Here is a 22584-nt window from a genome sequence, read left to right on the forward strand (position 1 = left end):
GTATTTTCAGAAGATGGGTTATCTCGATTAGGTTATGGGTTTGTCCCGTCCGCGCCGGAACTTGCCTGCCCGTCTATACCAGTATTACCCGTCGCACTAGATGATTGATTGCCATCGTCAGCTCCGGTTGACGCCCCTTGATCTGTCGCTCCAGTGCCAGCACCACTATTGTCGGCATTCGGCGTAGTTGTTGTTCCTGCGCCGCTATTGTCTGTCACTGACCCCGAGCTACCGCTGCCAGTATTCGGCGCATACCAACTATTCCAAGGGTTGTTATACCCATATCCGCCAGTGCTTGTACCTGTGTCTGTCTGCCCATTATCAACGTTACCTGACTGGCTGGTGTCAGCAGATTGCCCACTAGCTGATTGGTCAGTCTGATCCTGCTGACCTTGCGACTCAGAAGCTGTGTTGCTACTCTCAGCTGGTTGACTAGCTTGACCTTCATCCTGCGTCATCTGCCGTAAGCGTTCAGCATAGCGTTCACTCAGATGCTGAATCTCAGTACTTAAAGTCTTAAAATTCTTATCATTGTAGACAATATCTCTCTGTGTATTAAGCACATCGGTCAAAGCATTTAACCCAGCGAGCTTCGCCTGAAGGTCTTTCTTCTTGATGTCTTTCAATTGGTCATCAGTCAGCTTATTTTTCTTCAGGCTCTTTTGATTCTTGTCAGTAAAATAGGCCTTTTCCTTGTTGATGAGTTCCTTATAAAGCGCTATGACCGGCTGTTTTCTATCTGCACGCAGCGAATACGCCTCACTACGCGTCTCAAGATTCGCCAGTGCCTGCAATCGTTTGGCATCATCCTTCAGCGCCACATTCTTTTTATGTTGTGCTCTTATAGCGGTTAATGTTTGATCAACCTTAGCATTGCGCGCTTGAATCGCTTGTTCAGCTTGCGTTTTGTTATGCCTTGCAACTCCAAAAATGAGTGCCGCAATCACGACGACCACGGCCAAACTAATTAAGACCAGTTTTCTCCTTTTCATCACTCAATCAAAATATGTAGATCACACACGGCGATCTATCTATTTTTCCTCCAAAGTTTTATAGTTTAACGATTCCCCAAATACGGTGGCGCAAAAAGGCTACAGCACTATGCACCATTCTCCTATTAATTCTACCATGTGAAGTTTTAAAATGTTATAGGCGTCCATAAATCTTGCTTTCAGAAATCAGCATGCTTCAGTGCTTGCCATAGTTGCTGCCCTCGTGATACATTTTTGATGAGTACTAGTATGAGCTTTTTCATTTAACAAACAGCACAGTCATTCTTCCTTCCACAAATGGAACCTCAAAATCGCACAACTATTTAAACAAATAAATCCGACAATCCGAATGTGAGGATACTGATGAAAGCGACTTATAAAGATCAATCCGCCGAAGTTTGGGAAATTAGTAAAAACAACGAATTCCCTGACTGGGTCAAAGAAGCTTTTGAAAAGAACTACCTTGTTTGGTTGGATGACCGACTTCGTATTTTAATGGCCGGTTTGTTCCCGCCAATGATCGAAAGCTTACAGCATGAGAAAGCCAGTGTTTTTCGCGTTCAAGGCGTTCAGTTTGGGGTCGTGACCATTGGCTATCTAGGTGACTATTTGGACGTCACAAATCACCGCGTCGTCTCTAAGCAGCAGTTTGCTAGGCAGTATCGAATTGAAAAAACAGGTAACTAATTTTAATCCCACATTAAATAAAAACGCATGTGAACAGACTAGTTCAGACTAGATGATCACATGCGTTTTTTAATTTCAAAATCAGCTGACTATTTTCAGCGCAACAAAAAACACCTTCCCGAAAACCAGGAAAGTGTTGAAACGCCAAATGTTGATCGAATGATTAACGCTTGGAGAATTGTGAAGCTTTACGAGCCTTCTTCAGACCGTACTTCTTCCGTTCCTTCATACGAGGGTCACGGGTAAGCATGCCGGCCTTCTTCAATGGGCCGCGGAAGTCTGGATCGACGGTCAACAGGGCACGGGCAATGCCGTGACGAGTGGCGCCGGCCTGACCAGAAAAACCGCCGCCATTGACGTTAACGAGCACGTCATAGCTGCCAGTTGTTTCGGTGATACCGAACGGCTGGGATAAATCAGTGATCAGGTTTTCATATGGAAGGTAGTCGCGAACGTCTTTACCGTTCATCGTGATCTTGCCGGTGCCGGGAACCAAACGGACCCGCGCAACGGAGTTCTTGCGACGACCTGTACCTGCGTATTGTACTTGTGCCACAGTAATTGCCTCCTTAGATTAAGTTTGAAATGTCGAGTACTTCTGGCTTCTGTGCCAAATGCGGGTGTTCCTCCCCAGCATAGACATGAAGCTTCAAGAATTGCTGATGGCCAAGTGTATTCTTGGTCGGGAGCATCTTCTTAACAGAGTATTCAACGAGACGAGCTGGGTTATCCCGCAAGAGATCCCCAGCGATTTCATGTTTCAAACCACCTGGATGCTGGCTGTGGTGATAGTAAATCTTGTCTGAGGCTTTTTTGCCAGTCAACTTCAGTTTGGAAGCATTGATAATGATGACATTGTCACCAGTATCAACGTTTGGGGTGAATTGCGGCTTATTCTTGCCACGCAAGATCGAAGCAACGACAGATGAGAGACGGCCCAGCGGAATATCCGTTGCGTCGACCACATACCACTTACGTTCGATTTCACCTGGCTTAGCCAAAAATGTTGTACGCACGATTTGTTTCCTCCATAATTCTGTGCTTGTTTGAACACGTTAAGTTTCCGGGGCTTATCGTGGGGCAAACAATACCAGCTACTAGAATACCAACGATTGGCGTCTAAGTCAATGTAAAAATCGAAAAACGATCGCCGCGAAACTGTCGACTGCTCAGCAAACCAGTAGTGCCGAACCGCCTTATCTAGAGCAGCTTTCTCATGCTATGTTTTTGAAAGGACGCACCATCATCCAGCACACTTATCAGTCTTGCTGGATAGTTCCTTTCTGCTGGACCCCTGTACAAAACATTTGCAACGCGCGATCAAGCGATAATTGGCGTTTGAATGTTATCCGGTTGCTAGTCGGACGCTCATTTGGTTGGAGATAAACTGATAGGACTGTCAAAAAACACAACGTCACTTCCCGAATTTGGTAATCCGGCGCGAGTCGTTGTTTAAAAACGGTAAAGAAACTGTCTAAGGGATTCAACAGGCCTTTTTGCCACGCTTGAAACACTTTGAATCGCGCTGCTTCATTTAAGTTGCCAATATCATGGAGCACCAACTGCAAGTTCATATCATTGTCGTCAGTTAACAAATGGCCCAGCCGATTGACGTTGGCGACAAAATGTTGACTATCTGTTTGTTCATGCACGATTTTTGCGGCCATTGCTTCACTTACATGCATGACAACAGCAAGGTACAAAGCCTCTTTAGTCTTGAAATAGTGGTAAAGCAACGGCTGCTGGACATCAGCGGCGTCGGCAATCATCCGCGTTGTGACCGCAGCATAACCGTGCGTCATGAATAAAGTTTGTGCTGTCGTCAAAATGCGTTGCATGGTTGCTTTTTTCTGTTGTTCACGTTGATTCATTTTTTAAGTCCTTTTCGTTTATCATTTGATAAATGAGTGATATTATAATTGTGCAAAATCAAACCTGGAGGTGAACAAGATGTTCCTTGCCTATAAAGAGATTACGCACAACAAGGCCCGTTACCTTTTAGTGGTGGTGACTTTTGTGCTAATTTCCTACCTAGTTTTCTTTCTGACTGGCCTGGCAACCGGTTTAGCGCGGAACAACCGAACCGCGATTGATGCCTTACCAGGTAACTATGTGCTCATGTCAAAATACGCAAATAAAAATCTGTTAAGCTCGACTGTCACTAAGCAACAAGTCGACCAGGCAGACACTCATCAGGCAGCGCTGCTTGGTCAAGTGTCCGTTGTCGCCGAAAACACCAAGACGAATCAAAAGGTGAACAGTAATATTTTTGGTGTCAATCTTAGTGGCAAGTTGAAGCCACCTGTCACCAGCGGCCGAATGCCCGAGGACAGCAATGAGGTACTGGCTGACGACAGTGTTCTTCATTACGGCCTCCATCAAGGTGACCATATCACGCTCAATGGCAGCGATCAAAAGTATCACATTGTCGGACTCACCCATGATCGCCTTTTTTACACTGTACCTGTATTCTACACAACTTTAACGACTTTTCGGCAATTAAAATACGGCCAAAGTCGTGTCCAGAACGTTTCGGTTTTGATTAGCCCGCATGCCTTCAAAAAGGTGCCCGCCAAAATGGAGCAAGTCACCCGGGCAACGTTGATTAACAACATCCCCGGTTATACCGCCGAAACTTCGACATTTGCTTTGATGATTGGTGCCATGATTGGCATTATGTTGCTCATTATCGGGATTTTCATGTACATCTTGACGATCCAAAAAATCTCGATGTATGGCGTCATGCGGGCGCAAGGTATCCGAACGCGTGCCATCATCGCCGCATTATTATGCCAAATCCTAATGCTCGCTGTGGTAGGCGTTGCGGTGGGGGCAGGCCTGTTGATGCTGACTGAGCTGATACTTCCCAAAACAATGCCATTTTATGCCAATAGTATCCTCTTTTTCAGCATTGCGACGGCGTTAATCGTCATGTCGCTTATTGGTGGACTATTTTCACTTCGACGCATTTTACGAATTGATCCATTAGCAGCGATTGGAGGCGAATGAGATGGCAATTCTTATTCAGTTGAAACAAGTTAGTAAAACTTACGGTACTGGCCATACCGCGGTCACAGCTCTGTACCCGACCGATTTCACTTTAAAGGCCGGTGAATTTGCGGCCATCATTGGCCCTTCAGGTTCAGGCAAAACAACTTTGCTGACGATTATCGGCAACCTGCAACGCCCAAGCAACGGTCAGATTATCGTCAATCATCAAGACACCACCCATTTGAATGAAGGCCAACGAACTGATTTACGCTTCAATACGTTTGGTTTTATTTTACAAGCTAGCAATTTGATTCCTTTTTTAACCGTCAAAGATCAGCTCACCTTAGTTGATCGGTTCAATCATCATCATAAGCATGAAACAACCATGTCGGCACTTTTTGACATGCTTGGCATTAGCGACTTGGTTACTAATTACCCTGCAGCTTTATCTGGCGGCGAACGGCAACGCGTTGCCATCGCGCGAGCATTGTACAACGATCCGTCGATCATCCTCGCCGATGAGCCAACTGCCAGTCTCGACACTAAGCGCGCCTTGCAGGTCGTTGATTTGTTAGCAGATATCGCACACCATTCTCAACGCGGCGTCATGATGATTACCCATGATACACGCTTACTTGATGCTGTCGACACCGTTTATGAAATGCGCGACGGCCATTTAAAGACGTTAACTGACGAAGGGATGCGGAAAATAAAGGCAAGTGCCATCTAAAAGGTGCTGTCGTAAACGCACTGACTGTTACCAGCTATCGGCTAGCAACGAAGAAACACTCCTAAAAATTAGCACTCAATTAAAAACAGTGCTAAAAATTTGCACCATCTCCTAGTAAAAGGATTATAATGAACTTGTATCAAAAATGAGTATAAATCATGGAGGTAATCATTATGGCATCAGTAGATCCTGAAAAGACATTGTTTCTCGATGAACCAATGAACAAGGTATTTGACTGGAGCGACAGCGAAGCACCTGTACGTGATGCGCTGTGGGATTATTACATGGAAAAGAACAGCCGCGACACCATTAAGACTGAAGAAGAAATGAAGCCAGTCTTAGATATGTCCGACGACGAAGTCAAAGCTTTGGCCGAAAAGGTCCTCAAGAAGTAACCATCGTCAAACAACTGAATATCATGAACCGCGGATCGCACTATCGGGTCGCGGCTCTTTTTTTTGCAAATTTTAGGAAGTCCTCCCCGCCAAATAATTAATTTCTTTTGCGCTTGACCCTGACCTTACGTCACGGTTTATTGTTATAGTTGATTAAGGGAGCGCGCGAACCAAGTCGGTTTGAAACCGGCATATAAGCGACTTCAAGGACATCGGCCGGGTCTTTGGCCATCTTTGGCCATTGCCCTTGGAAGTGTCTGGTTGAGCGCGTTTAGGAGGCAAGTGATGACCTATTCTACAAAGCAACTAGCCGATTTGGCTGGTGTGACACCACGAACATTGCGCTACTATGACAAGATTGGCTTGCTGAAAACGCAACGTGATCCTGATAATCAGTATCGCGTTTATACTCAGGCTGAGGTTGATCGTCTGCAAACCATCCGCTTCTTACAATTATTTGAGATGCCGCTTGCCCAAGTGAAGGTGCTGCTAGACGGTCCTGCTGAAAACTTAACCGCCGCTCTCAAGCAACAACGCAAACGCATCACTGCCAAACGCGATCAACTAAGCTTACTGCTCACTACCCTTGATCAAACTTTAGAAAAAGGAGTCGATACAATGACTGATGACGAAAAATTTGCCGCTTTTAAAGATCAATCCATCAAAGCAAACGAACAACAATATGGTGAAGAAATCCGGCAACAATATGGGGATGATATTGTCGAAGCCAGCAACAAAAAGTTCCGCGATATGTCACAGGCGCAGGTTGCGCAACTAACTGCCCTACAACAGGAAATTTTGGATGCCTTAAAGCCGGTAGTTGGCACCACCGATTTCAACACCCCGGAGGCAAAACGCGTCTTCAAATTGCACAAGCAATTTCTACAAATGACCTGGCCTTCTGAACAATATTCACAAAAAGCTCATCGCGGTTTAGCTGCGATGTATGTTTCCGATCCACGTTTTAGCAAGTATTACGAAGACGGCACCGGCAAAGCCGGAGCGGCTGAAACGTTAAATGCGATTGTGCGGCACTATACGCGGTAATTTAATCGAATCTTTCCTAAGAGCAGATTGATGCAATACGCAGCATCAATCTGCTCTTTTTTCATAAAAAAAAGCCAACGCCGCAGCGTCAGCCTCTAATAATAAACTTCCTTCAAGTACAGCCCTGATGCTGGTGCGGTGCCGCGTGCTTGTTGACGATCTTTGACTGCAAACAAACGCTGAAAGTCGTGAACATCACGCCGCCCATTACCAATTTCAAGCGCTGTCGCAACGAGAATCCGAACCATGTTGTAAAGAAAGCCATTGCCATAGAATTCAAAAATAATTTCGTTTGTCACTGGATCTTCTCGAACAGTTGCCTCATAAATCGTCCGAACTTTATCGACAATCACGCCGCCACTGGCCGCAAAGCTTGTAAAGTCGTGTGTGCCGACTAGGTCCTTCAATGCCACTTCAATTCGTTGCACATCAAGTTTGTAAGGATAATGACCAGTATATAGGCGGTTAAACGGATTTGTATAGTAACCACGAGCCACTCGATACAAATACCGTTTGCCTTTAGCGGAATAGCGGGCATGAAAATCGGCATCAACGATTTCAGCTTTAAGAATTTCGATGTCTAATGGCATCAACGAATTCATCGCTTTCAGCATCGACTCAGCCGGAATATTTCCCGGGTAATCAAAACTGATCACCTGACCTAAAGCGTGAACACCAGAATCAGTTCGGCCTGAACCATCGACATGCACTGGCTGCCCCTTCGTCATTTTGGTTAAAGCTTTTTGCAGCACACCTTGGACTGTGCGCTGTTTTGGTTGAACCTGATAGCCAGCAAAGTTGGTGCCATCATAGGCCAGTGTTACCTTGTAATGCGTCATGATGTCCCTTCTATTAAGCACGCAACAACAGCAACAGACCGGTTAAAACAAGCATCCCGCCTGCTGCAACCCAGTCGCGCCGATGATAGCGTAGGATACGGTACTTCGTTCGGTCATCGCCGCCTTGGTAGCCACGCGCTTCCATAGCAGTAGCCAATTCATCGGCAGTCGTAAAGCTTGAGACAAATAGTGGAATTAGCAACGGTACAACAGCCTTCATCTGCTGGAAAATGTTACCTTCACCGAAATCAACACCACGGGCACGCTGCGCATTCATGATTTTGGTCGTTTGATCCATCAGCGTGGGTACGAAACGCAAGGCAATCTGCAAAACCAAAGCCAGCTCGGTTACTGGTACGCGAATGACCCGCAGTGGCTTCAACAGACTTTCCACCGCATCAGCTAGCGACAGCGGCTGGGTACTCAAGGTGAGCAAAGTGGACATGAAAATGATCAACACAAACCGGACAAAGATAAAGGCTCCGTTTATCAGACCAAATTCAGTAATCCATAACCAGCCCCAATGCCAGTAAACTGTACCACCACGAACGAATAGCACCTGCAGCACAACCGTAAACAAAATCAGCCAAATCAGTGGGCGAACCCCCTTAAGGAAGAAGCCGATTTTGATACCCGATAACCAAATCATGAACAGTGTCGCTACAAACATCATTAGGTATGTCTGCCAATTATTGGCTAAAAAGACAATTCCAATATAGTAGAAGCTGGCGATAAGTTTGGTTCGCGGATCTAATCGATGAACCCACGAGTCGCCGGGAATATAGCGGCCTAGCAGTAATTTATCCACGCTGGCCACCTCCAATTTGCGGCACCAATTGATCTGCCAACTCGCTTTCAGTTAGCGGTTGTGGATCAAAGTGGAACCCCTTAGCTGCTAATTGTTGCGCCAGTTGCGCCGTCTTTGGCAGCCCTAGCTGATTCGCTTTTAACCAAGCTGGGTCAGCAAAGATCTCTCGCGGTGTTCCTGTTTTGATTAACTTGCCTTCTGCCATGACCCAAACTGTATCCGCATAGTCTGCCACATCATCCATTTGATGTGTCACCAACACGATCGTTTGTCCTTGCTCGCGGTGCAACTGTTCAAACATTTGCATCATCTCATGGCGTCCTGAGGGGTCCAGGCCCGCCGTTGGCTCATCCAGTACTAATACCTCCGGCTGCATCGCTAACACGCCTGCAATCGCAACACGACGCATCTGACCACCAGACAGATCAAACGGCGACTTTTCCAACACATCATGCGGTAAGCCAACCATTTTGACCATTTTATCGGCCAAAGCTAAGGCATCTTTTTCGCTAACTCCAAAATTTTGGGGGCCAAAAGCGATATCCTTAGCGACTGTTTGTTCAAACAACTGATTTTCCGCAAATTGGAAAACCATCCCGACTTTTTGCCGTAGCGGCTTGAGGTTCTTATTGTTAGTTTCATTGGTAATGACCTTGTCGCCAATCGTCACCGTGCCGGAAGTTGGTTTCAACAACGCGTTCAGATGTTGCAGAATGGTTGATTTGCCAGAACCGGTGTGACCGATAATTGCCGTATAGCTGCCGTCTCGAATAACCCCGCTCACATCTTTAATGCCATCACCAGCGAAAGGCGTACCTGCCTGATAGGTAAAGCTCACATGGTCGAATGTAATGTCCACAGGTAGTCTACCAACCTTTCATTGTCCATATAGTCTTTCGGCATCGCAATGCCGCGCTGGGCCAAAGCATCTTTCAGCTTCTCCGAGTATGGGACATCCAATCCCAGTCGTAATAACTCCATCCCATGCGAAAAGATCTCGCTTGGGGTACCAATCTCATTAATTTTGCCATCATTCAAGAGAATAATCCGGTGTGCTTCGGCCGCTTCATCAATATCATGTGTAATTGAAAGAACCGTCAACCCAAGTTCGTCTTTCAATTCCCGAATAACACCCAACACTTCTTGCCGACCAGCTGGGTCCAGCATTGATGTGGATTCATCTAGAATAATAATTTCCGGTCGCTGAGCCACGATGCCAGCGATGGCAACCCGCTGTTTTTGACCGCCAGACAACCGTGCCGGTTCCCGATCGGCAAAAGCCGTCATGCCAACACGATCCAAGGCCTCGTCAACTCGCTTAATCATTTCCGGTCGCGGGACGCCACGATTCTCTAAGCCAAAAGCGACATCATCTGCGACTGTCGCACCGACAAACTGATTATCAGGATTCTGAAAAACAATGCCGACTTTGGCGCGAATATCCCAAACGGTTTCTTCACTCAACGTCATGCCTGCTACCTGCACAGTACCGGATTCGGGTGCCAGCAAACCATTTAGATTTTTGGCAAGGGTACTCTTCCCACTGCCGTTGTGCCCGATGATCGCCAGCCACTCACCCTTGGCCACATCAAATGAAACATCCGTCAGCGCTTGCTGTTTGGCTTCAGGATAAGTGTAATTCAAATGTTGAACACGAATGACGTTGCCCACGATGCCCCTTCTTCCTACGCTTTGTATACCGGATAATGATACCATATTTTACTTAGCCGATGGGAGTTAGGCTCCCCTTGTCTTGCAGTTTCCAAGCCATGACGACATGGGTGAAAATCATGCATCCATGAAAAACAGGTTTGCTAGAAATTATTTTTAACGATATCGGGATTAGTACTAAGGAATGCAAAAACCGCACTAAATATCAAACTGCCAACCAACAACATCCAAGCCTGTACTCGCATTGGAGTCGCATTCAACATCACCATACCAAATTGACTGTTGCCATTCACGATCAATTGATTAGTGTGCATTGTCATCAGCAAAAGCACAAGGAAAATGACTGTTAAATACCGAGAACCGTTCACAAACAATCCTGCATATGCGGCGCAGATCCCGACTGGCATAATGACAACAAAACTAAGCATTGCCAGCAGCAGAAAGCCGTCAAGTGAGTGTGGTTTCGTCAACCAAGACAGTGGATACCATTGAGCAAGAAGCAAAATGATGACCCAGAAAGTCGTTAGTGGTATAAGTGTTTTGGGCAATGCAGGGGTTAGTTTTTGCTTGCGATATTGTCGTCCCGTCAGATAACCACTTAACATCGATATGAGCCAAGCATATGACAGCCATTGCACAATAACGCTGCCGTTAGCAAGGTGATCCACTCCCGGCATCAATAAACCACCTGTGCTGCCATTTGGTGGTGTTAACAAGACCAACAGGAGAACCCAAACAATGGCAATCAGTGACCAAATGCCGATGACATATAATCCAATCTGCCATGGTGCTCTTTGTTTAAGCCAATTGTGCATGTTGTTAACCTCCGTTATTTTGCAGTATACAGGAAAAACCGCCAATTTTGGCGGTTTTCTGCGAGGTTTTTCAGGTTTTCTGTGGTTCATGCTACTGTAGGAATGTTCTATCCTTGACAATACCATTGAGCTTCTGCGCGTTCTATAACGTGCTCGCCAGCCCAGAAACCTGCGTGTAAGGACTTTGGTCGCAATGGCCAAAACCCAGCCATCACGACCAAAGCCACTTATACTCCGGTTTCTACCCGGGCTGGCTCGCGCTTCCACAAAAAAAATCATTTAATGATGGAGACAACCGGTTGCCCGGTGCTCTCAAGCTAGACTAAGCAGGAACTGGGCCTGCCATCATCGTAACGCTCCATCGATCAAATGATCAAAGTTGGTTGACCGCGTGGGCCATCCATTTTTAACTGTGTTTAGACGAGCTCAATGATAACCATTGGTGCACCGTCACCGCGACGTGGCGCAGTCTTCAAGATGCGGGTGTAACCGCCCTTGCGATCTGCGTATTTTGGTGCCAAGTCACTGAACAGCTTTTGCAAAGCGGACTTCACAACAACACTGTTGTCATCTTGTTCCTCGACACTCGCGATTTCATTGCGAACGTAAGCTGCTGCTTGGCGACGGGCGTGCAAATCGCCGCGTTTGCCCAAAGTAATCATCTTTTCAGCAGTTGAACGAACTTCTTTAGCGCGGGCTTCAGTCGTGACGATCCGTTCATTGATCAAAAGATCAGTGGTCAGGTCACGCAACAATGCCTTACGTTGTGAGCTGGTCCGCCCTAATTTACGGTAACTCATGGATTGGCCTCCTTTTCGAAATTAGTCTTCTTTACGCAATCCTAAGCCGAGATCTGCCAACTTGTTTTTAACTTCTTCAAGTGACTTACGACCTAAATTACGTACTTTCATCATATCGGCTTCTGTTTTGTTGGTTAACTCCTGAACTGTGTTGATCCCAGCACGCTTCAAGCAGTTGTAAGAACGAACGGACAAGTCAAGCTCTTCGATAGTCATCTCAAGCATCTTTTCCTTGTGAGTCTCTTCTTTTTCAACCATGATTTCAGCGTTCTTGGCTTCATCCGTCAAATTGACGAAGATGTCCAAGTGTTCTGTCAGGATCTTCGCTGCTAAGCTGATGGCTTCTCGTGGTGAGATTGAGCCATTAGTCCATACATCCAGCGTTAACTTGTCGAAATCATTCCGACGGCCAACACGGGTGCTTTCAACTTGATAGTTAACCCGGCTGATCGGGGTGAAAATCGAGTCGATCGGCAAAACACCGATTGGCATGTCATCAGACTTGTTTTGGTCAGCTGCCACATACCCGCGACCCTTTTTAACGGTCATACGTACATGGAAGTGCCCGCCATCTGCAACAGTACAGATATACTGTTCAGGATTTAAGACCTCAACATCAGGATCAGCGACGATATCAGCAGCAGTTACCTTAGCCGGACCGTTGACATCAATTTCGATGTTCTTGTCTTCATCAGTGTTCATTTTGAGCGCCAATTTTTTGATATTCAAAATGATCTGGGTCACATCTTCCAGCACACCGTCAATCGTGGAGAACTCATGTAGTACCCCGTCGATTTGGATGCTGCTGATAGCTGCCCCAGGCAATGAAGAAAGAAGGATCCGCCGCAACGAGTTACCTAAAGTAGTACCGTAGCCGCGTTCCAACGGTTCAACCACAAACTTGCCATAGTTGGTGCTTTCGTCAACTTTGGTAATGTTCGGCTTTTCGAATTCGATCATCTAGTTTGTACCCCTTTCAAAACGAGAAGTGAAGATTTGTCTGCCTGACCGTTAAAGCGGCCGAAGGGTAACAATTAAACACGACGACGCTTTGGAGGACGAGAACCGTTATGCGGAACCGGTGTAACATCACGGATCGCAGTAACTTCAAGACCAGTTGCCTGAAGTGAACGGATCGCAGCTTCACGGCCAGAACCTGGGCCCTTAACCGCAACTTCAACCGACTTCATGCCATGTTCCATTGATTCCTTTGCAGCAGCTTCAGCAGCCATCTGCGCAGCAAAAGGCGTCGACTTACGACTGCCTTTAAAGCCGAGTGCACCAGCAGAGGACCAAGCGATCGCATTGCCGCGAGGGTCCGTGATCATTACTAAGGTGTTGTTGAATGTTGAGTGGATATGAGCCACGCCAGATTCAACGTTCTTGCGGACACGGCGCTTCCGCGTAGTTTTTCTACCTGCCATCGATCAATGACCTCCTTTAATTATTTTTTCTTACCTGCCATGCTTGCTTTCTTCCCTTTACGGGTGCGAGCATTGTTTTTGGTGTTTTGCCCACGAACTGGCAAGCCACGACGATGACGGATGCCGCGATATGAACCGATTTCCATCAATCGCTTGATGTTCAGGTTTACTTCACGACGAAGGTCACCTTCAACCTTAACGGAGTCTAAGGCTGCACGAATCTTGTCTTCTTGTTCTGGGGTCAGGTCATCTTGACGAACGTTTTCCGGAACACCGGCATTCTTGAGGACCTTTTGAGCGGTTGTCTTGCCAACACCATAAATATAGGTTAAGGCAATGACGATTTGCTTACCACGTGGTAAGTCGACACCTGCGATACGAGCCATGTACAATGACACCTCCTATTGAATTAGTTTGTATTATCCCTGACGTTGCTTATGCTTTGGGTTTGCAGAGCAGATAATCATGACCCGGCCTTTACGACGGACCACTTTGCAGTGCTCGCACATCTTTTTAACAGATGGACGTACTTTCATGAGAATTTAGCCTCCTTGAGTTGGCAACTACTTGAAACGGTAAGTGATTCGGCCTTTGGTCAGATCATATGGGGAGAGCTCCACCGTTACCTTATCTCCTGGTAAAATCCGGATATAGTGCATGCGAATTTTACCGGAAACATGGGCGAGGATCTCTGCGCCGTTTTCAAGTTTGACTTTGAACATCGCGTTGGGTAAGGTATCCGTCACGGTGCCTTGGATCTCAATTACATCGTCTTTTGCCACGAAGTGTTTCCTCCTAAAAATTATTGGTTCTATTAACGCGCGAAAAGGGTGAGGCCGATTGGCACTCACCGCATACCGCGATATTGTACCATAATTCTTCGACTTTGAAAACAGTCATGAGGGGCGTGCAATCGTCCAAGCACTTACTTTGCCACAGCAGCCAAAATCGCTTTGATCTCGGCAAACACCTTATCAATGTCCTGGTCGCCATTAACCGTGTGAAGCAGGCCCTTCTTTTCATAGAAGTCCAACAGCGGTGTGTTCATTTCGATGTTTACCTTGAGCCGATTTTTAACCGTTGCCGGTTTGTCATCTTCACGCTGGAAGAATTCATGACCGCCGCAACGATCACAAGTGCCGGCAACCTTTGGCGGGTTGTAGATTTTGTGATAAGTCGCGCCGCATGTCTTGCAAATAAAACGGCCAGACAAACGATCGACTAATTTTGCAGGTGCAACATCGATATTGATGACAGCATCTAACGGTTTCTTCAGATCGGCTGTAATCGTTTCGAGTGCCTCTGCTTGTTGGATGGTGCGCGGGAAGCCATCAAGCATATAACCAGCATCGGTATCAGATTCAGCGAGTCGTTCCTTGACAATGCCATTCGTGACCGAGTCCGGTACGAGTTGACCCTTATCAATGAAACCTTTCGCTTCTTTACCTAATGCGGTACCAGCAGCCATCGCAGCTCGGAACATGTCACCGGTTGAAATATGTGCAATCGGATAAGTGTCTTCGATCCGTTCTGCTTGAGTACCTTTCCCTGCACCGGGAAGTCCCATTAAAATGAGATTCACGTTGCATCCTCCTCTAAACGCGCTCGCCAGACTAGAACCTGACGTATAAACGCTCTTAAACACAATAACCGAACCCGGTCATCATACTCAGATTCGCTTACACATTTGACTCTAATCAAGCTGACTCACGTTCTGTTTAAATGACGTTTATTTTTTACTGTCGCCTTTAATCAAGTCTCCGCGAATGAAACCGATATACTCGCGTTTCATGAGTAAGCCGTCTAACTGACGAACCAATTCAATCGCTGTCATGACGACAATCAAGAGACTTGTGCCGCCCAGTCCGATTGACTGTGGCAAGCCCCAAATGTTGGCAGCTAACTGTGGCAGCAATGCAACCAAGCCAAGGAACAATGCCCCGACGGTTGATAACCGCATCAGTAAACGCGAGATGTAATTCTCGGTTTCTTTTCCTGGCCAAACGCCTGGAATGTAACTGCCTTGTTTGGTTAAGTTCTCAGAGACCTTTTCGGGATTGACCTGAACAAACGCATAGAAGAACGTGAAAAGAATGATTAGAAGCGTGTAGATCGCAGTCCCGGCAGGTTTTTGCATATTGAAGATGTTGGTCATGACTTGATACCAGCCATCACCGCTATGATTCTTTTGAAAAGCCATCAGAATTGTTTGCGGAGTTACGATGAAGGAACTCGCAAAGATAACTGGAATAACGCCGGCCACGTTGACCTTTAAAGGCAAGTAGCTGTTGCTGCCTGCGCTGGTGACACGCCGGGTATATTGAATCGGAATCTTGTAATTCGCTTGCTGTACCCATGTGACAAACGTGATCACTAGAATCACGATAATGGCTAAGGCTGCCATGAAGGCAATCCCTTTCCAGATTTCGGCACCAGAGTATACCTGAACGTTATCGCGGTATAGCTCTTGAAGGCCAGAAGGCAAGCGAGCAATGATCCCGGAAAAGATCAGCAAGGAAACCCCATTACCAAGACCTTTATCAGTGATCTGTTCACCCATCCAAGTCAGCAACATGGTGCCGCCGGTTAAGATGATCCCGATCGTGATATAGGTGCTAACAGACGGATTTTTGACCAAGCCCATCGAACTTAACGTTTGAAAGCCGGCCGTAATCCCGATTGCCTGAAAGAACCCGAAGATAATGGTTAAGTAACGAGTCACCTGATTCAGCTTACGCCGACCAACTTCCCCTTGCTTGCTCCATTCAACAAACTTCGGAACGATATCCATTTGCAGCAGCTGAACCACAATCTGTGCCGTAATGTACGGTGAGACCCCCATCGAGAAGATGGAGTACTGGGCCAGTCCGCCACCACTGACAGTATCCAGCAGTGAGATCAGGCCTGTCGAACCGATTGATTGCAGCGCCTTTGCATTGACCCCGGGCACTGCGATCAGTGTACCTAATCGATAGACCAATAAAACCGCTAAAGTGAAGAGGATCTTGTTACGGATGTCTTTAACCTTGAGCGCGTTTTTCAGGGTCCTCAGCATTAGATCACCTCAATCGAACCGCCAGCTGCTTCAACAGCAGCCTTCGCTGCAGCAGAAGCCTTTGCTACCTTAATGGTCAGTTTTTTCTCAAGCTTGCCGTCTGCCAGCAACTTGACGCCGTTCTTTTCGTTCTTAACGATACCAGCATCGATCAAGGCTGCTGGGGTTACTTCGGCGCCATCGTCGAAGCGGTTAAGATCGGAAAGGTTAACAACAGCATATTCTTTGCGGTTAATGTTGTTGAAACCGCGTTTTGGCATACGCCGGAACAATGGCATCTGGCCACCTTCGAAGCCAAGACGCGTTTTGCCGCCCTGACGTGCCAATTGACCCTTTGTCCCTTTACCAGCTGTCTTACCTTGACCGCTAGAAGTACCACGGCCCAGACGCTTGCGGGAATGACGGGAGCCGACACTCGGCTTTAATTCGTGCAATTGCATACTCTTGGGCACCTCCTTGTCGAAATAATGTTATTAATCCTTGATTTCTTCAACGGAAACCAAGTGTGAAATCTGGAAAATCGCACCACGAGTGGCTGCGTTGTCAGGCTTGATCACTGAGCTATTTACTCGAGCTAAGCCTAATTCCTTCACAATTTTACGTTGCTTAGGAAGACGGTGGGCAGCACTACGGGTCAAAGTAATCTTCAATTGAGCCATGTGTTTACCTCCTAGTCTTCTAATGATGACGCAGAAACGCCACGCAATTCAGCAACTTGTTCACGGGTACGCAGTTGTGTCAACCCGTCCATCGTTGCCCGGATCATGTTGATCGGGGTGTTACGGCCGAGTGACTTGCTGGTAATATCAGCAATGCCGGCAAGTTCCATGACGGAACGGATAGCGCCACCAGCAGCAACCCCAGAACCTTCTTCAGCAGGCTTCAGCAAAACTTCGCCGGCGCCAAAATGGCCGATAACTTCATGAGGAATCGTTGTGCCGACAATCGGTACTTCGATCAAGCTCTTCTTGGCCGCGTCAACAGCTTTACGGATCGCTTCAGGAACTTCTTGGGCCTTACCAGTTGCAAAGCCGACGTGACCATTCTTATCACCGACGATCGCGATCGCAGCAAAACGCAGACGACGTCCACCTTTAACAACTTTCGTGACACGGTTGATGGAAACGACTTGGTCTTCTAAGTCCAATTGGTTTGGATCGATAAATGATGCCATGTGTTGGTTATCCTCCTTTTTTCTAGAATTCGAGGCCATTTTCACGTGCTGCTTCAGCTAACGCAGCAACGCGACCATGGTACAGATAACCACCACGGTCAAAGACCACAACTTTATGACCATCAGCAACAGCACGCTTGGCGATCAACGCGCCAACTTGTGCAGAAGCAGCAGTCTTGTTTTCAGGATCTTTAATGTCCTTATCAAGAGTGGAGGCACTTGCTAGCGTCACACCCGCTACGTCATCAATTAATTGTGCGTAGATGTTTTTATTCGAACGGAAAATGTTCAAGCGTGGGCGCTCGCTCGTACCAGAAATCTTGCCTCGTACGCGGGCGTGACGCCGTTGCCGAGTCTTGTTCTTATCTGGCTTAGAAATCACAATGTTCACCTCTTGTTAAATTTGTTGAAGGTTAAGACTACTTACCAGTCTTACCTTCCTTACGACGGACATGTTCGTCAACGTAACGAATCCCTTTACCCTTATAAGGTTCAGGTGCACGGACGGAACGAACAACGGCTGCAAACTGGCCAACAACCTGTTTCGAGATCCCGCTGATGATGATCTGAGTGGTGCTTGGAACTTCAACAGTGACACCCTTAGGCGCGGTCATTTCAACTGGATGGGAATAGCCAACGTTCAAAACAAGCTTTTCGCCTTGTTTTTGTGCACGATAGCCGACACCGACCAACTTCATTTCTTTCTTGTAGCCTTCGGTAACCCCGACGACCATGTTGTTCAAGTTGGCCCGCATTGTTCCGTGGACAGCCTTGTAGGAATCATCAGGACGCGTGAAGTTGATCTCGTCGCCTTCCTGGTGCATTTCGATTTCCGGGGCAAAATGACGGGTCAATTCGCCTTTCGGGCCCTTAACCGTAATGTTGTCGCCATCTTTTGTGATGGTGACACCGGCTGGGACTTTAATGACTTTATAACCAATACGACTCACTTATCGGCACCTCCTTTTTGATATATTGAATTACCAAACGTAGGCGAGTACTTCGCCGCCGACGTTCTTGGCACGAGCTTCCTTGTCGGTGATAACACCTTCGGAAGTTGAGATGATAGCAATCCCTAAGCCGTTTAAGACCTTAGGAACAGCATCACTTTTAACGTATGAGCGCAGACCCGGTTTGGAAATCCGCTTCAAGCCAGAGATAACCCGTTCATTATTCTTACCATACTTCAAGAAAATGCGGATAACGCCTTGCTTGTCATCATCAATAACTTCATAGTCACGGATGAACCCTTCACGTTTCAGAATCTCAGAAATGTCTTTTTTCATCTTAGATGCAGGTACGACCAAGGATTCGTGACGCACCATGTTGGCGTTACGGATCCGGGTCAAGTAATCTGCGATTGGATCGGTCAAGACCATTGATTTAACCTCCTTTGTCTAGTGATTACCAGCTAGCTTTGCGCATGCCTGGAATTTGGCCGGCATGTGCTAACTCACGAAGGCAAATCCGGCAGAGTTTGAATTTACGATAAACGGAATGTGGACGGCCACAACGTTGGCACCGCGTATATTCCTGGACTGCAAATTTTGCAGGCCGATTGTTCTTAGCGATCATTGACTTCTTAGCCAAGTAGCGGACCTCCCTTATTTGGCGAATGGCATCCCGACTTGCGTCAGCAATTCGAGAGCTTCTTCATCAGTATTTGCCGTTGTAACGATGACAACATCCAACCCACGAACACGATTAACCTTATCGTAATCGATTTCTGGGAAGATCAGTTGTTCTTTAACACCCAAGGTATAGTTCCCGCGACCATCGAAGGACTTGGGGGAAATACCATGGAAGTCACGCACACGCGGCAGGGAGACATTGATCAGCTTATCCAAGAAATCATACATGCGTTCGCCGCGCAGGGTAACCTTTGCGCCGATTGGCATGCCTTCACGCAGACGGAAGCCAGCGATACTCTTCTTAGCCTTGGTGATCAGTGGATGTTGACCAGAGATCAGGGTCAGTTCGTCAACTGCTTCATCCAGCAATTTGGCGTTCTGAGTCGCATCACCAACACCCATGTTCAAAACGATCTTTTCGATCTTCGGTGCCTGCATGGTGCTCTTGTAGTTAAACTTGCTTACCAATGCAGGAGCGATTTCTTTGCTATAACGTTCTTCAAGACGATTCTCCATGAAAAAGTTTGTCCTCCTTCCCTATTATTTATCGATTGCGGTGCCAGACTTCTTAGCAATCCGCACTTTGTTGCCATCTTTAACTTCAGAACCGATCCGTGTCGGCTTATTGGTATCTGGATCAAGAAGCATCACATTGGACACGTGAATAGGCGCTTCCTTATCGATAATACCGCCTTGCGGATTAGCATTGTTAGGCTTTTGGTGCTTCTTGATCATGTTAATGCCTTCAACGACAACTTTATCAGCGTCCTTCAAGACTTTAGTGATCTGGCCTTCTTTGCCGGCATCTTTGCCGCGCATGACCCGCACTTTGTCACCAGTTTTGAACTTCATGTATCGCACCTCCTATTTGGTCAGAATGATTAAAGTACTTCGGGCGCTAAGGAGACGATCTTCATGAAATCGCCGTCACGCAGTTCACGTGCCACAGGTCCAAAGATACGAGTCCCACGAGGGCTCTTGTCGGCGTTAATGATAACTGCTGCGTTCTCATCGAACTTGATGTAAGAACCGTCAGCGCGACGGGCGCCAGACTTGGTCCGTACAATGACAGCCTTGACAACGTCAGCCTTCTTGACAACGCCACCTGGTGTTGCTTGTTTTACAGTTGCGACAACGACATCACCGATGTTACCAGTCTTACGGTATGAACCGCCAAGTACTTTAATCACCAGGATTTCGCGCGCGCCGGAATTATCCGCCACTTTAAGGCGACTTTCTTGTTGTATCACGGAATGGTCCTCCTTTCATCCGAAAAATTGATTAGATGATAACTGCCTTTTCGACAATGTTCAATAAACGGAAACGCTTATTGCGTGATAAAGGACGTGTTTCTGCGATCCGCACGATATCGCCAGTTTTAGCGGTATTGTCTTCATCATGCACGTAATACTTCTTGGAGTACTTCATACGCTTGCCGTAAACAGGGTGCATCTTGACCGTGCTGACTTCCACGGTGATCGTCTTGTCCATTTTATCTGAGACCACGCGGCCTTGATAAACCTTACGAGAATTACGTTCTGCCAAGGTAAATGTCTCCTTTCCGATTATTTATTGAGTGCCTGTTGCCGAAGGACCGTTTTGATCCGTGCAATGTTTTTCCGAACCTGACTCAAGCGAGCGGTGTTTTCCAATTGGCCAGTCGCCTGTTGGAAGCGCAAGTTGAACAGCTCTTCTTTATATTGCTTCTCTTTGTCGAGCATCTCAGCAGTGGTTAATGCAGTAATTTCTTTAGCCTTCATTTGATTGCCCACCTACTTCCTCGCGTGAAACGATCTTGGTACGGATCGGGAGTTTGTTGGATGCCAAACGCAAAGCTTCCTTTGCGACTGCTTCGGAAACGCCACCGACTTCAAACATGATCTTTTCACGTTTAACGACAGCAACCCATCCAGTTGGTGCACCTTTACCATTACCCATCCGGACGCCAACACCTTTACTGGTGTAGGACTTATGAGGGAAAATGCGGATCCATACTTTCCCACCACGCTTCATATAACGGGTCATTGCGACACGAGCAGCTTCGATCTGACGGTTGGTGATCCAGTGGGATTCCAATGCTTCCAAACCATATTCACCGAAGTCGACGTTACGGCCGCCTTTAGCTGCACCGCGCATCTTCCCACGGAATTCGCGACGATGCTTTACACGCTTAGGTACTAACATTGATTATTTCCCTCCTTTCACACTATTTTGCTTTGGCTTTTCAGGTAAAATCTCACCACGATTGATCCAGGTTTTGATCCCGATACGGCCATAAGTTGTTGCGGCTTCTTCCCATGCGTAGTCGATATCGGCACGCAAGGTATGCAATGGTACTAAGCCTTCATTGTAATGTTCGCGACGTGCAATATCCGCACCATTCAAACGACCGGAAGCTTGGGTTTTGATTCCCTTGGCACCTGCTCGCATGGTCCGTTGCATTGCTTGACGCATTGCACGACGGAAAGCGATCCGTTGTTCAAGCTGACGGGCGATGTTTTCGCCAACAAGCTTGGCATCCAGATCAGGTTTCTTAATTTCCACGATGTTGATGTGAACTTGGCGGCCAGTCAGCTTGTTCAGCTGCTTACGCAAGTTTTCAACTTCAGAACCGCCTTTACCGATAACCATACCCGGCTTAGCAGTATGAATGGAAATGTTGACGCGCTTTGCGGCACGTTCGATTTCGATACGTGATACGGAAGCATCTTGCAGCTTCTTGTTAATGAAGTTTCGGATTTCAATGTCTTCATGCAGAAAGGCTGCAAAGTCTTTGTCTGCATACCATTTGGCATCCCAGTCACGGATGACACCGACACGGAAACCGGTTGGATTAATCTTTTGACCCACGCGTTATCCCTCCTTATGCTTCTTTTTCGGATACAACCACGGTAACGTGGCTTGTCCGTTTGTTGATTGGTGATGCGCTCCCCTTGGCACGAGGACGGAACCGCTTGAGGGTCGGGCCTTCGTTGACGTAAGCCTTGCTTACATAAAGGTTTTGTGCATCTAAGTCATAGTTATGTTCTGCATTAGCGATGGCAGACTTGAGTACCTTCTCGATGATCGGTGAACCGGATCGAGGGGTGAATTCTAAGATTGCCAATGCTTCAGCAACATCGCGACCGCGAATCAAGTCGATTACCAGGCGCGCTTTGCGAGCAGCAATCCGAACTGTCTTGGCCGTTGCCGTTGCAGACGTAATTTGATCAGCCATGAATGTTGTGCTCCTTTCTAGCGTGCTGTTGTCTTCTTGTCGTCGGTGTTATGACCGCGGAAGGTACGCGTAGGAACGAATTCGCCCAACTTGTGACCAACCATGTCTTCACTCACGAAAACTGGGACATGCTTACGACCATCATATACGGCGATGGTGTAGCCAATGAAACTTGGAAAAATGGTGGAACGACGGGACCATGTACGAATAACGGTCTTCTTGTCGTTATCTGCCTGCGCTTCAATCTTCTTCAGGAGATGAGCGTCGGCAAAAGGTCCTTTTTTAAGACTGCGACCCATTTTGTGACC

The 22584-nt window shown here is 47.1% G+C and carries 38 protein-coding genes; 5 read left to right on the plus strand and 33 right to left on the minus strand.

Annotated elements, in window-relative coordinates:
- Positions 1 to 32: 32 nt before the first annotated feature.
- The gene (locus AC07KQ_RS11865) at positions 33 to 992 is read right to left on the minus strand and encodes a hypothetical protein (RefSeq protein ID WP_003567472.1); all 960 of its coding nucleotides are present in this window, start codon (positions 990 to 992) and stop codon (positions 33 to 35) included.
- A gap of 363 nt (positions 993 to 1355) precedes the next feature.
- On the opposite strand from AC07KQ_RS11865, the gene AC07KQ_RS11870 reads away from it, so the two are divergent.
- Complete coding sequence (locus tag AC07KQ_RS11870) at positions 1356 to 1679, plus strand: hypothetical protein (protein ID WP_003567474.1); 324 nt, start codon at positions 1356 to 1358, stop codon at positions 1677 to 1679.
- 163 nt (positions 1680 to 1842) lie between these two features.
- Here AC07KQ_RS11870 and rpsI read toward each other — a convergent pair whose 3' ends face one another.
- The 3 genes from rpsI to AC07KQ_RS11885 all read right to left on the minus strand — a co-directional run bounded on the left by rpsI (position 1843) and on the right by AC07KQ_RS11885 (position 3550).
- Positions 1843 to 2235, minus strand: coding sequence for a 30S ribosomal protein S9 (gene rpsI, locus AC07KQ_RS11875; protein WP_003567483.1), 393 nt, complete (start codon positions 2233 to 2235; stop codon positions 1843 to 1845).
- Positions 2236 to 2248: 13 nt separating this feature from the next.
- Positions 2249 to 2695, minus strand: coding sequence for a 50S ribosomal protein L13 (gene rplM / locus AC07KQ_RS11880; protein ID WP_003567485.1), 447 nt, complete (start codon positions 2693 to 2695; stop codon positions 2249 to 2251).
- 243 nt (positions 2696 to 2938) lie between these two features.
- Positions 2939 to 3550: a TetR/AcrR family transcriptional regulator gene (locus AC07KQ_RS11885; RefSeq protein WP_013246080.1), complete on the minus strand. Its 612-nt coding sequence runs from the start codon at positions 3548 to 3550 to the stop codon at positions 2939 to 2941.
- Positions 3551 to 3629: 79 nt separating this feature from the next.
- Here AC07KQ_RS11885 and AC07KQ_RS11890 point away from each other — a divergent pair, with 79 nt between their 5' ends.
- The 4 genes from AC07KQ_RS11890 (at position 3630) to AC07KQ_RS11905 (ending at position 6842) form a co-directional block, all read left to right on the plus strand.
- Complete coding sequence (locus AC07KQ_RS11890; RefSeq protein WP_003567491.1) at positions 3630 to 4688, plus strand: FtsX-like permease family protein; 1059 nt, start codon at positions 3630 to 3632, stop codon at positions 4686 to 4688.
- Position 4689: 1 nt separating this feature from the next.
- A complete protein-coding gene (locus AC07KQ_RS11895; protein ID WP_003567493.1) occupies positions 4690 to 5400 on the plus strand; it encodes an ABC transporter ATP-binding protein in 711 nt (236 codons plus the stop codon).
- Between the two features lie 173 nt (positions 5401 to 5573).
- Entirely contained in the window at positions 5574 to 5795 is a 222-nt protein-coding gene (locus AC07KQ_RS11900; protein WP_003567496.1) for a P8 family protein, read from the plus strand.
- A gap of 285 nt (positions 5796 to 6080) precedes the next feature.
- Entirely contained in the window at positions 6081 to 6842 is a 762-nt protein-coding gene (locus tag AC07KQ_RS11905; RefSeq protein ID WP_003567498.1) for a MerR family transcriptional regulator, read from the plus strand.
- A 95-nt stretch (positions 6843 to 6937) separates the two neighbouring features.
- On the opposite strand, the gene truA is transcribed toward AC07KQ_RS11905, so the two are convergent.
- The 29 genes from truA to rpsS form a co-directional block, all read right to left on the minus strand.
- Positions 6938 to 7681, minus strand: a complete 744-nt coding sequence (truA, locus tag AC07KQ_RS11910; RefSeq protein WP_003567500.1) for a tRNA pseudouridine(38-40) synthase TruA — start codon at positions 7679 to 7681, stop codon at positions 6938 to 6940.
- 13 nt (positions 7682 to 7694) lie between these two features.
- Positions 7695 to 8489, minus strand: a complete 795-nt coding sequence (locus AC07KQ_RS11915) for an energy-coupling factor transporter transmembrane component T family protein (protein WP_003567501.1) — start codon at positions 8487 to 8489, stop codon at positions 7695 to 7697.
- Positions 8482 to 9348, minus strand: coding sequence for an energy-coupling factor ABC transporter ATP-binding protein (locus tag AC07KQ_RS11920; protein WP_003567503.1), 867 nt, complete (start codon positions 9346 to 9348; stop codon positions 8482 to 8484). The genes AC07KQ_RS11915 and AC07KQ_RS11920 overlap by 8 nt, the downstream gene beginning before the upstream one ends.
- A complete protein-coding gene (locus AC07KQ_RS11925; RefSeq protein WP_003580999.1) occupies positions 9324 to 10160 on the minus strand; it encodes an energy-coupling factor ABC transporter ATP-binding protein in 837 nt (278 codons plus the stop codon). Before AC07KQ_RS11925 ends, AC07KQ_RS11920 begins: the two co-directional genes overlap by 25 nt.
- Before the next feature lie 143 nt (positions 10161 to 10303).
- Positions 10304 to 10975: a hypothetical protein gene (locus AC07KQ_RS11930; protein ID WP_003567507.1), complete on the minus strand. Its 672-nt coding sequence runs from the start codon at positions 10973 to 10975 to the stop codon at positions 10304 to 10306.
- Between the two features lie 416 nt (positions 10976 to 11391).
- Positions 11392 to 11775: a 50S ribosomal protein L17 gene (gene rplQ / locus AC07KQ_RS11935; protein ID WP_003567509.1), complete on the minus strand. Its 384-nt coding sequence runs from the start codon at positions 11773 to 11775 to the stop codon at positions 11392 to 11394.
- A 21-nt stretch (positions 11776 to 11796) separates the two neighbouring features.
- A complete protein-coding gene (locus AC07KQ_RS11940; protein WP_003567511.1) occupies positions 11797 to 12735 on the minus strand; it encodes a DNA-directed RNA polymerase subunit alpha in 939 nt (312 codons plus the stop codon).
- A gap of 74 nt (positions 12736 to 12809) precedes the next feature.
- Positions 12810 to 13199: a 30S ribosomal protein S11 gene (rpsK, locus tag AC07KQ_RS11945; protein ID WP_003567514.1), complete on the minus strand. Its 390-nt coding sequence runs from the start codon at positions 13197 to 13199 to the stop codon at positions 12810 to 12812.
- A gap of 20 nt (positions 13200 to 13219) precedes the next feature.
- Positions 13220 to 13585: a 30S ribosomal protein S13 gene (rpsM, locus tag AC07KQ_RS11950; RefSeq protein WP_003567516.1), complete on the minus strand. Its 366-nt coding sequence runs from the start codon at positions 13583 to 13585 to the stop codon at positions 13220 to 13222.
- Between the two features lie 33 nt (positions 13586 to 13618).
- Complete coding sequence (rpmJ, locus tag AC07KQ_RS11955) at positions 13619 to 13735, minus strand: 50S ribosomal protein L36 (protein ID WP_003567518.1); 117 nt, start codon at positions 13733 to 13735, stop codon at positions 13619 to 13621.
- Positions 13736 to 13762: 27 nt separating this feature from the next.
- Positions 13763 to 13981 carry a translation initiation factor IF-1 gene (gene infA, locus AC07KQ_RS11960; protein ID WP_003567521.1) on the minus strand — a complete coding sequence of 73 codons (219 nt, stop codon included), beginning with the start codon at positions 13979 to 13981 and terminating at the stop codon, positions 13763 to 13765.
- 143 nt (positions 13982 to 14124) lie between these two features.
- The gene (locus AC07KQ_RS11965) at positions 14125 to 14781 is read right to left on the minus strand and encodes an adenylate kinase (RefSeq protein WP_003567523.1); all 657 of its coding nucleotides are present in this window, start codon (positions 14779 to 14781) and stop codon (positions 14125 to 14127) included.
- Between the two features lie 147 nt (positions 14782 to 14928).
- Positions 14929 to 16254: a preprotein translocase subunit SecY gene (secY, locus tag AC07KQ_RS11970; RefSeq protein WP_003567525.1), complete on the minus strand. Its 1326-nt coding sequence runs from the start codon at positions 16252 to 16254 to the stop codon at positions 14929 to 14931.
- A complete protein-coding gene (rplO, locus tag AC07KQ_RS11975; RefSeq protein WP_003567527.1) occupies positions 16254 to 16694 on the minus strand; it encodes a 50S ribosomal protein L15 in 441 nt (146 codons plus the stop codon). Before rplO ends, secY begins: the two co-directional genes overlap by 1 nt.
- A gap of 33 nt (positions 16695 to 16727) precedes the next feature.
- Entirely contained in the window at positions 16728 to 16913 is a 186-nt protein-coding gene (gene rpmD / locus AC07KQ_RS11980; protein ID WP_003567529.1) for a 50S ribosomal protein L30, read from the minus strand.
- An 11-nt stretch (positions 16914 to 16924) separates the two neighbouring features.
- Positions 16925 to 17428 carry a 30S ribosomal protein S5 gene (gene rpsE, locus AC07KQ_RS11985; RefSeq protein ID WP_003567531.1) on the minus strand — a complete coding sequence of 168 codons (504 nt, stop codon included), beginning with the start codon at positions 17426 to 17428 and terminating at the stop codon, positions 16925 to 16927.
- A 22-nt stretch (positions 17429 to 17450) separates the two neighbouring features.
- Positions 17451 to 17810, minus strand: a complete 360-nt coding sequence (rplR, locus tag AC07KQ_RS11990) for a 50S ribosomal protein L18 (RefSeq protein WP_003567533.1) — start codon at positions 17808 to 17810, stop codon at positions 17451 to 17453.
- A 37-nt stretch (positions 17811 to 17847) separates the two neighbouring features.
- Positions 17848 to 18378, minus strand: a complete 531-nt coding sequence (gene rplF / locus AC07KQ_RS11995; RefSeq protein ID WP_003567536.1) for a 50S ribosomal protein L6 — start codon at positions 18376 to 18378, stop codon at positions 17848 to 17850.
- A gap of 30 nt (positions 18379 to 18408) precedes the next feature.
- Positions 18409 to 18807 carry a 30S ribosomal protein S8 gene (gene rpsH / locus AC07KQ_RS12000; protein ID WP_003567538.1) on the minus strand — a complete coding sequence of 133 codons (399 nt, stop codon included), beginning with the start codon at positions 18805 to 18807 and terminating at the stop codon, positions 18409 to 18411.
- 25 nt (positions 18808 to 18832) lie between these two features.
- Complete coding sequence (locus tag AC07KQ_RS12005) at positions 18833 to 19018, minus strand: type Z 30S ribosomal protein S14 (protein ID WP_003567540.1); 186 nt, start codon at positions 19016 to 19018, stop codon at positions 18833 to 18835.
- 14 nt (positions 19019 to 19032) lie between these two features.
- The gene (gene rplE, locus AC07KQ_RS12010; protein WP_003567542.1) at positions 19033 to 19575 is read right to left on the minus strand and encodes a 50S ribosomal protein L5; all 543 of its coding nucleotides are present in this window, start codon (positions 19573 to 19575) and stop codon (positions 19033 to 19035) included.
- Positions 19576 to 19599: 24 nt separating this feature from the next.
- On the minus strand, positions 19600 to 19911 hold the full coding sequence (gene rplX / locus AC07KQ_RS12015) for a 50S ribosomal protein L24 (RefSeq protein WP_003567544.1): 312 nt from the start codon (positions 19909 to 19911) through the stop codon (positions 19600 to 19602).
- A 29-nt stretch (positions 19912 to 19940) separates the two neighbouring features.
- Entirely contained in the window at positions 19941 to 20309 is a 369-nt protein-coding gene (gene rplN / locus AC07KQ_RS12020; protein WP_003567546.1) for a 50S ribosomal protein L14, read from the minus strand.
- A 31-nt stretch (positions 20310 to 20340) separates the two neighbouring features.
- Positions 20341 to 20604, minus strand: coding sequence for a 30S ribosomal protein S17 (gene rpsQ / locus AC07KQ_RS12025; RefSeq protein ID WP_003567548.1), 264 nt, complete (start codon positions 20602 to 20604; stop codon positions 20341 to 20343).
- Between the two features lie 20 nt (positions 20605 to 20624).
- Positions 20625 to 20819 carry a 50S ribosomal protein L29 gene (gene rpmC, locus AC07KQ_RS12030; protein ID WP_003567550.1) on the minus strand — a complete coding sequence of 65 codons (195 nt, stop codon included), beginning with the start codon at positions 20817 to 20819 and terminating at the stop codon, positions 20625 to 20627.
- The gene (gene rplP / locus AC07KQ_RS12035) at positions 20809 to 21243 is read right to left on the minus strand and encodes a 50S ribosomal protein L16 (protein WP_003567551.1); all 435 of its coding nucleotides are present in this window, start codon (positions 21241 to 21243) and stop codon (positions 20809 to 20811) included. The genes rpmC and rplP overlap by 11 nt, the downstream gene beginning before the upstream one ends.
- 3 nt (positions 21244 to 21246) lie before the next feature.
- Entirely contained in the window at positions 21247 to 21909 is a 663-nt protein-coding gene (gene rpsC, locus AC07KQ_RS12040; RefSeq protein WP_003571453.1) for a 30S ribosomal protein S3, read from the minus strand.
- A 13-nt stretch (positions 21910 to 21922) separates the two neighbouring features.
- Positions 21923 to 22276 carry a 50S ribosomal protein L22 gene (rplV, locus tag AC07KQ_RS12045; RefSeq protein ID WP_003567555.1) on the minus strand — a complete coding sequence of 118 codons (354 nt, stop codon included), beginning with the start codon at positions 22274 to 22276 and terminating at the stop codon, positions 21923 to 21925.
- 17 nt (positions 22277 to 22293) lie between these two features.
- Positions 22294 to 22575, minus strand: coding sequence for a 30S ribosomal protein S19 (gene rpsS / locus AC07KQ_RS12050; protein ID WP_003567557.1), 282 nt, complete (start codon positions 22573 to 22575; stop codon positions 22294 to 22296).
- Between the last annotated feature and the right edge of the window lie 9 nt (positions 22576 to 22584).

This window comes from Lacticaseibacillus sp. YLM2-1, assembly GCF_056583465.1.

Excerpts from the sequence above, each read along its gene's own strand:
- AC07KQ_RS11865 (WP_003567472.1), bottom strand. The coding sequence starts at position 992 with ATGAAAAGGAGAAAACTGGTCTTAATTAGTTTGGCCGTGGTCGTCGTG.
- AC07KQ_RS11870 (WP_003567474.1), top strand. The coding sequence starts at position 1,356 with ATGAAAGCGACTTATAAAGATCAATCCGCCGAAGTTTGGGAAATTAGT.
- AC07KQ_RS11885 (WP_013246080.1), bottom strand. The coding sequence starts at position 3,550 with ATGAATCAACGTGAACAACAGAAAAAAGCAACCATGCAACGCATTTTG.
- AC07KQ_RS11890 (WP_003567491.1), top strand. The coding sequence starts at position 3,630 with ATGTTCCTTGCCTATAAAGAGATTACGCACAACAAGGCCCGTTACCTT.
- AC07KQ_RS11895 (WP_003567493.1), top strand. The coding sequence starts at position 4,690 with ATGGCAATTCTTATTCAGTTGAAACAAGTTAGTAAAACTTACGGTACT.
- AC07KQ_RS11900 (WP_003567496.1), top strand. The coding sequence starts at position 5,574 with ATGGCATCAGTAGATCCTGAAAAGACATTGTTTCTCGATGAACCAATG.
- AC07KQ_RS11905 (WP_003567498.1), top strand. The coding sequence starts at position 6,081 with ATGACCTATTCTACAAAGCAACTAGCCGATTTGGCTGGTGTGACACCA.
- truA (WP_003567500.1), bottom strand. The coding sequence starts at position 7,681 with ATGACGCATTACAAGGTAACACTGGCCTATGATGGCACCAACTTTGCT.
- AC07KQ_RS11930 (WP_003567507.1), bottom strand. The coding sequence starts at position 10,975 with ATGCACAATTGGCTTAAACAAAGAGCACCATGGCAGATTGGATTATAT.
- rplQ (WP_003567509.1), bottom strand. The coding sequence starts at position 11,775 with ATGAGTTACCGTAAATTAGGGCGGACCAGCTCACAACGTAAGGCATTG.
- AC07KQ_RS11940 (WP_003567511.1), bottom strand. The coding sequence starts at position 12,735 with ATGATCGAATTCGAAAAGCCGAACATTACCAAAGTTGACGAAAGCACC.
- rpsK (WP_003567514.1), bottom strand. The coding sequence starts at position 13,199 with ATGGCAGGTAGAAAAACTACGCGGAAGCGCCGTGTCCGCAAGAACGTT.
- rpsM (WP_003567516.1), bottom strand. The coding sequence starts at position 13,585 with ATGGCTCGTATCGCAGGTGTCGACTTACCACGTGGTAAGCAAATCGTC.
- rpmJ (WP_003567518.1), bottom strand. The coding sequence starts at position 13,735 with ATGAAAGTACGTCCATCTGTTAAAAAGATGTGCGAGCACTGCAAAGTG.
- secY (WP_003567525.1), bottom strand. The coding sequence starts at position 16,254 with ATGCTGAGGACCCTGAAAAACGCGCTCAAGGTTAAAGACATCCGTAAC.
- rplO (WP_003567527.1), bottom strand. The coding sequence starts at position 16,694 with ATGCAATTGCACGAATTAAAGCCGAGTGTCGGCTCCCGTCATTCCCGC.
- rpmD (WP_003567529.1), bottom strand. The coding sequence starts at position 16,913 with ATGGCTCAATTGAAGATTACTTTGACCCGTAGTGCTGCCCACCGTCTT.
- rpsE (WP_003567531.1), bottom strand. The coding sequence starts at position 17,428 with ATGGCATCATTTATCGATCCAAACCAATTGGACTTAGAAGACCAAGTC.
- rpsH (WP_003567538.1), bottom strand. The coding sequence starts at position 18,807 with ATGGTCTTGACCGATCCAATCGCAGATTACTTGACCCGGATCCGTAAC.
- rplE (WP_003567542.1), bottom strand. The coding sequence starts at position 19,575 with ATGGAGAATCGTCTTGAAGAACGTTATAGCAAAGAAATCGCTCCTGCA.
- rplX (WP_003567544.1), bottom strand. The coding sequence starts at position 19,911 with ATGAAGTTCAAAACTGGTGACAAAGTGCGGGTCATGCGCGGCAAAGAT.
- rpmC (WP_003567550.1), bottom strand. The coding sequence starts at position 20,819 with ATGAAGGCTAAAGAAATTACTGCATTAACCACTGCTGAGATGCTCGAC.
- rplP (WP_003567551.1), bottom strand. The coding sequence starts at position 21,243 with ATGTTAGTACCTAAGCGTGTAAAGCATCGTCGCGAATTCCGTGGGAAG.
- rplV (WP_003567555.1), bottom strand. The coding sequence starts at position 22,276 with ATGGCTGATCAAATTACGTCTGCAACGGCAACGGCCAAGACAGTTCGG.
- rpsS (WP_003567557.1), bottom strand. The coding sequence starts at position 22,575 with ATGGGTCGCAGTCTTAAAAAAGGACCTTTTGCCGACGCTCATCTCCTG.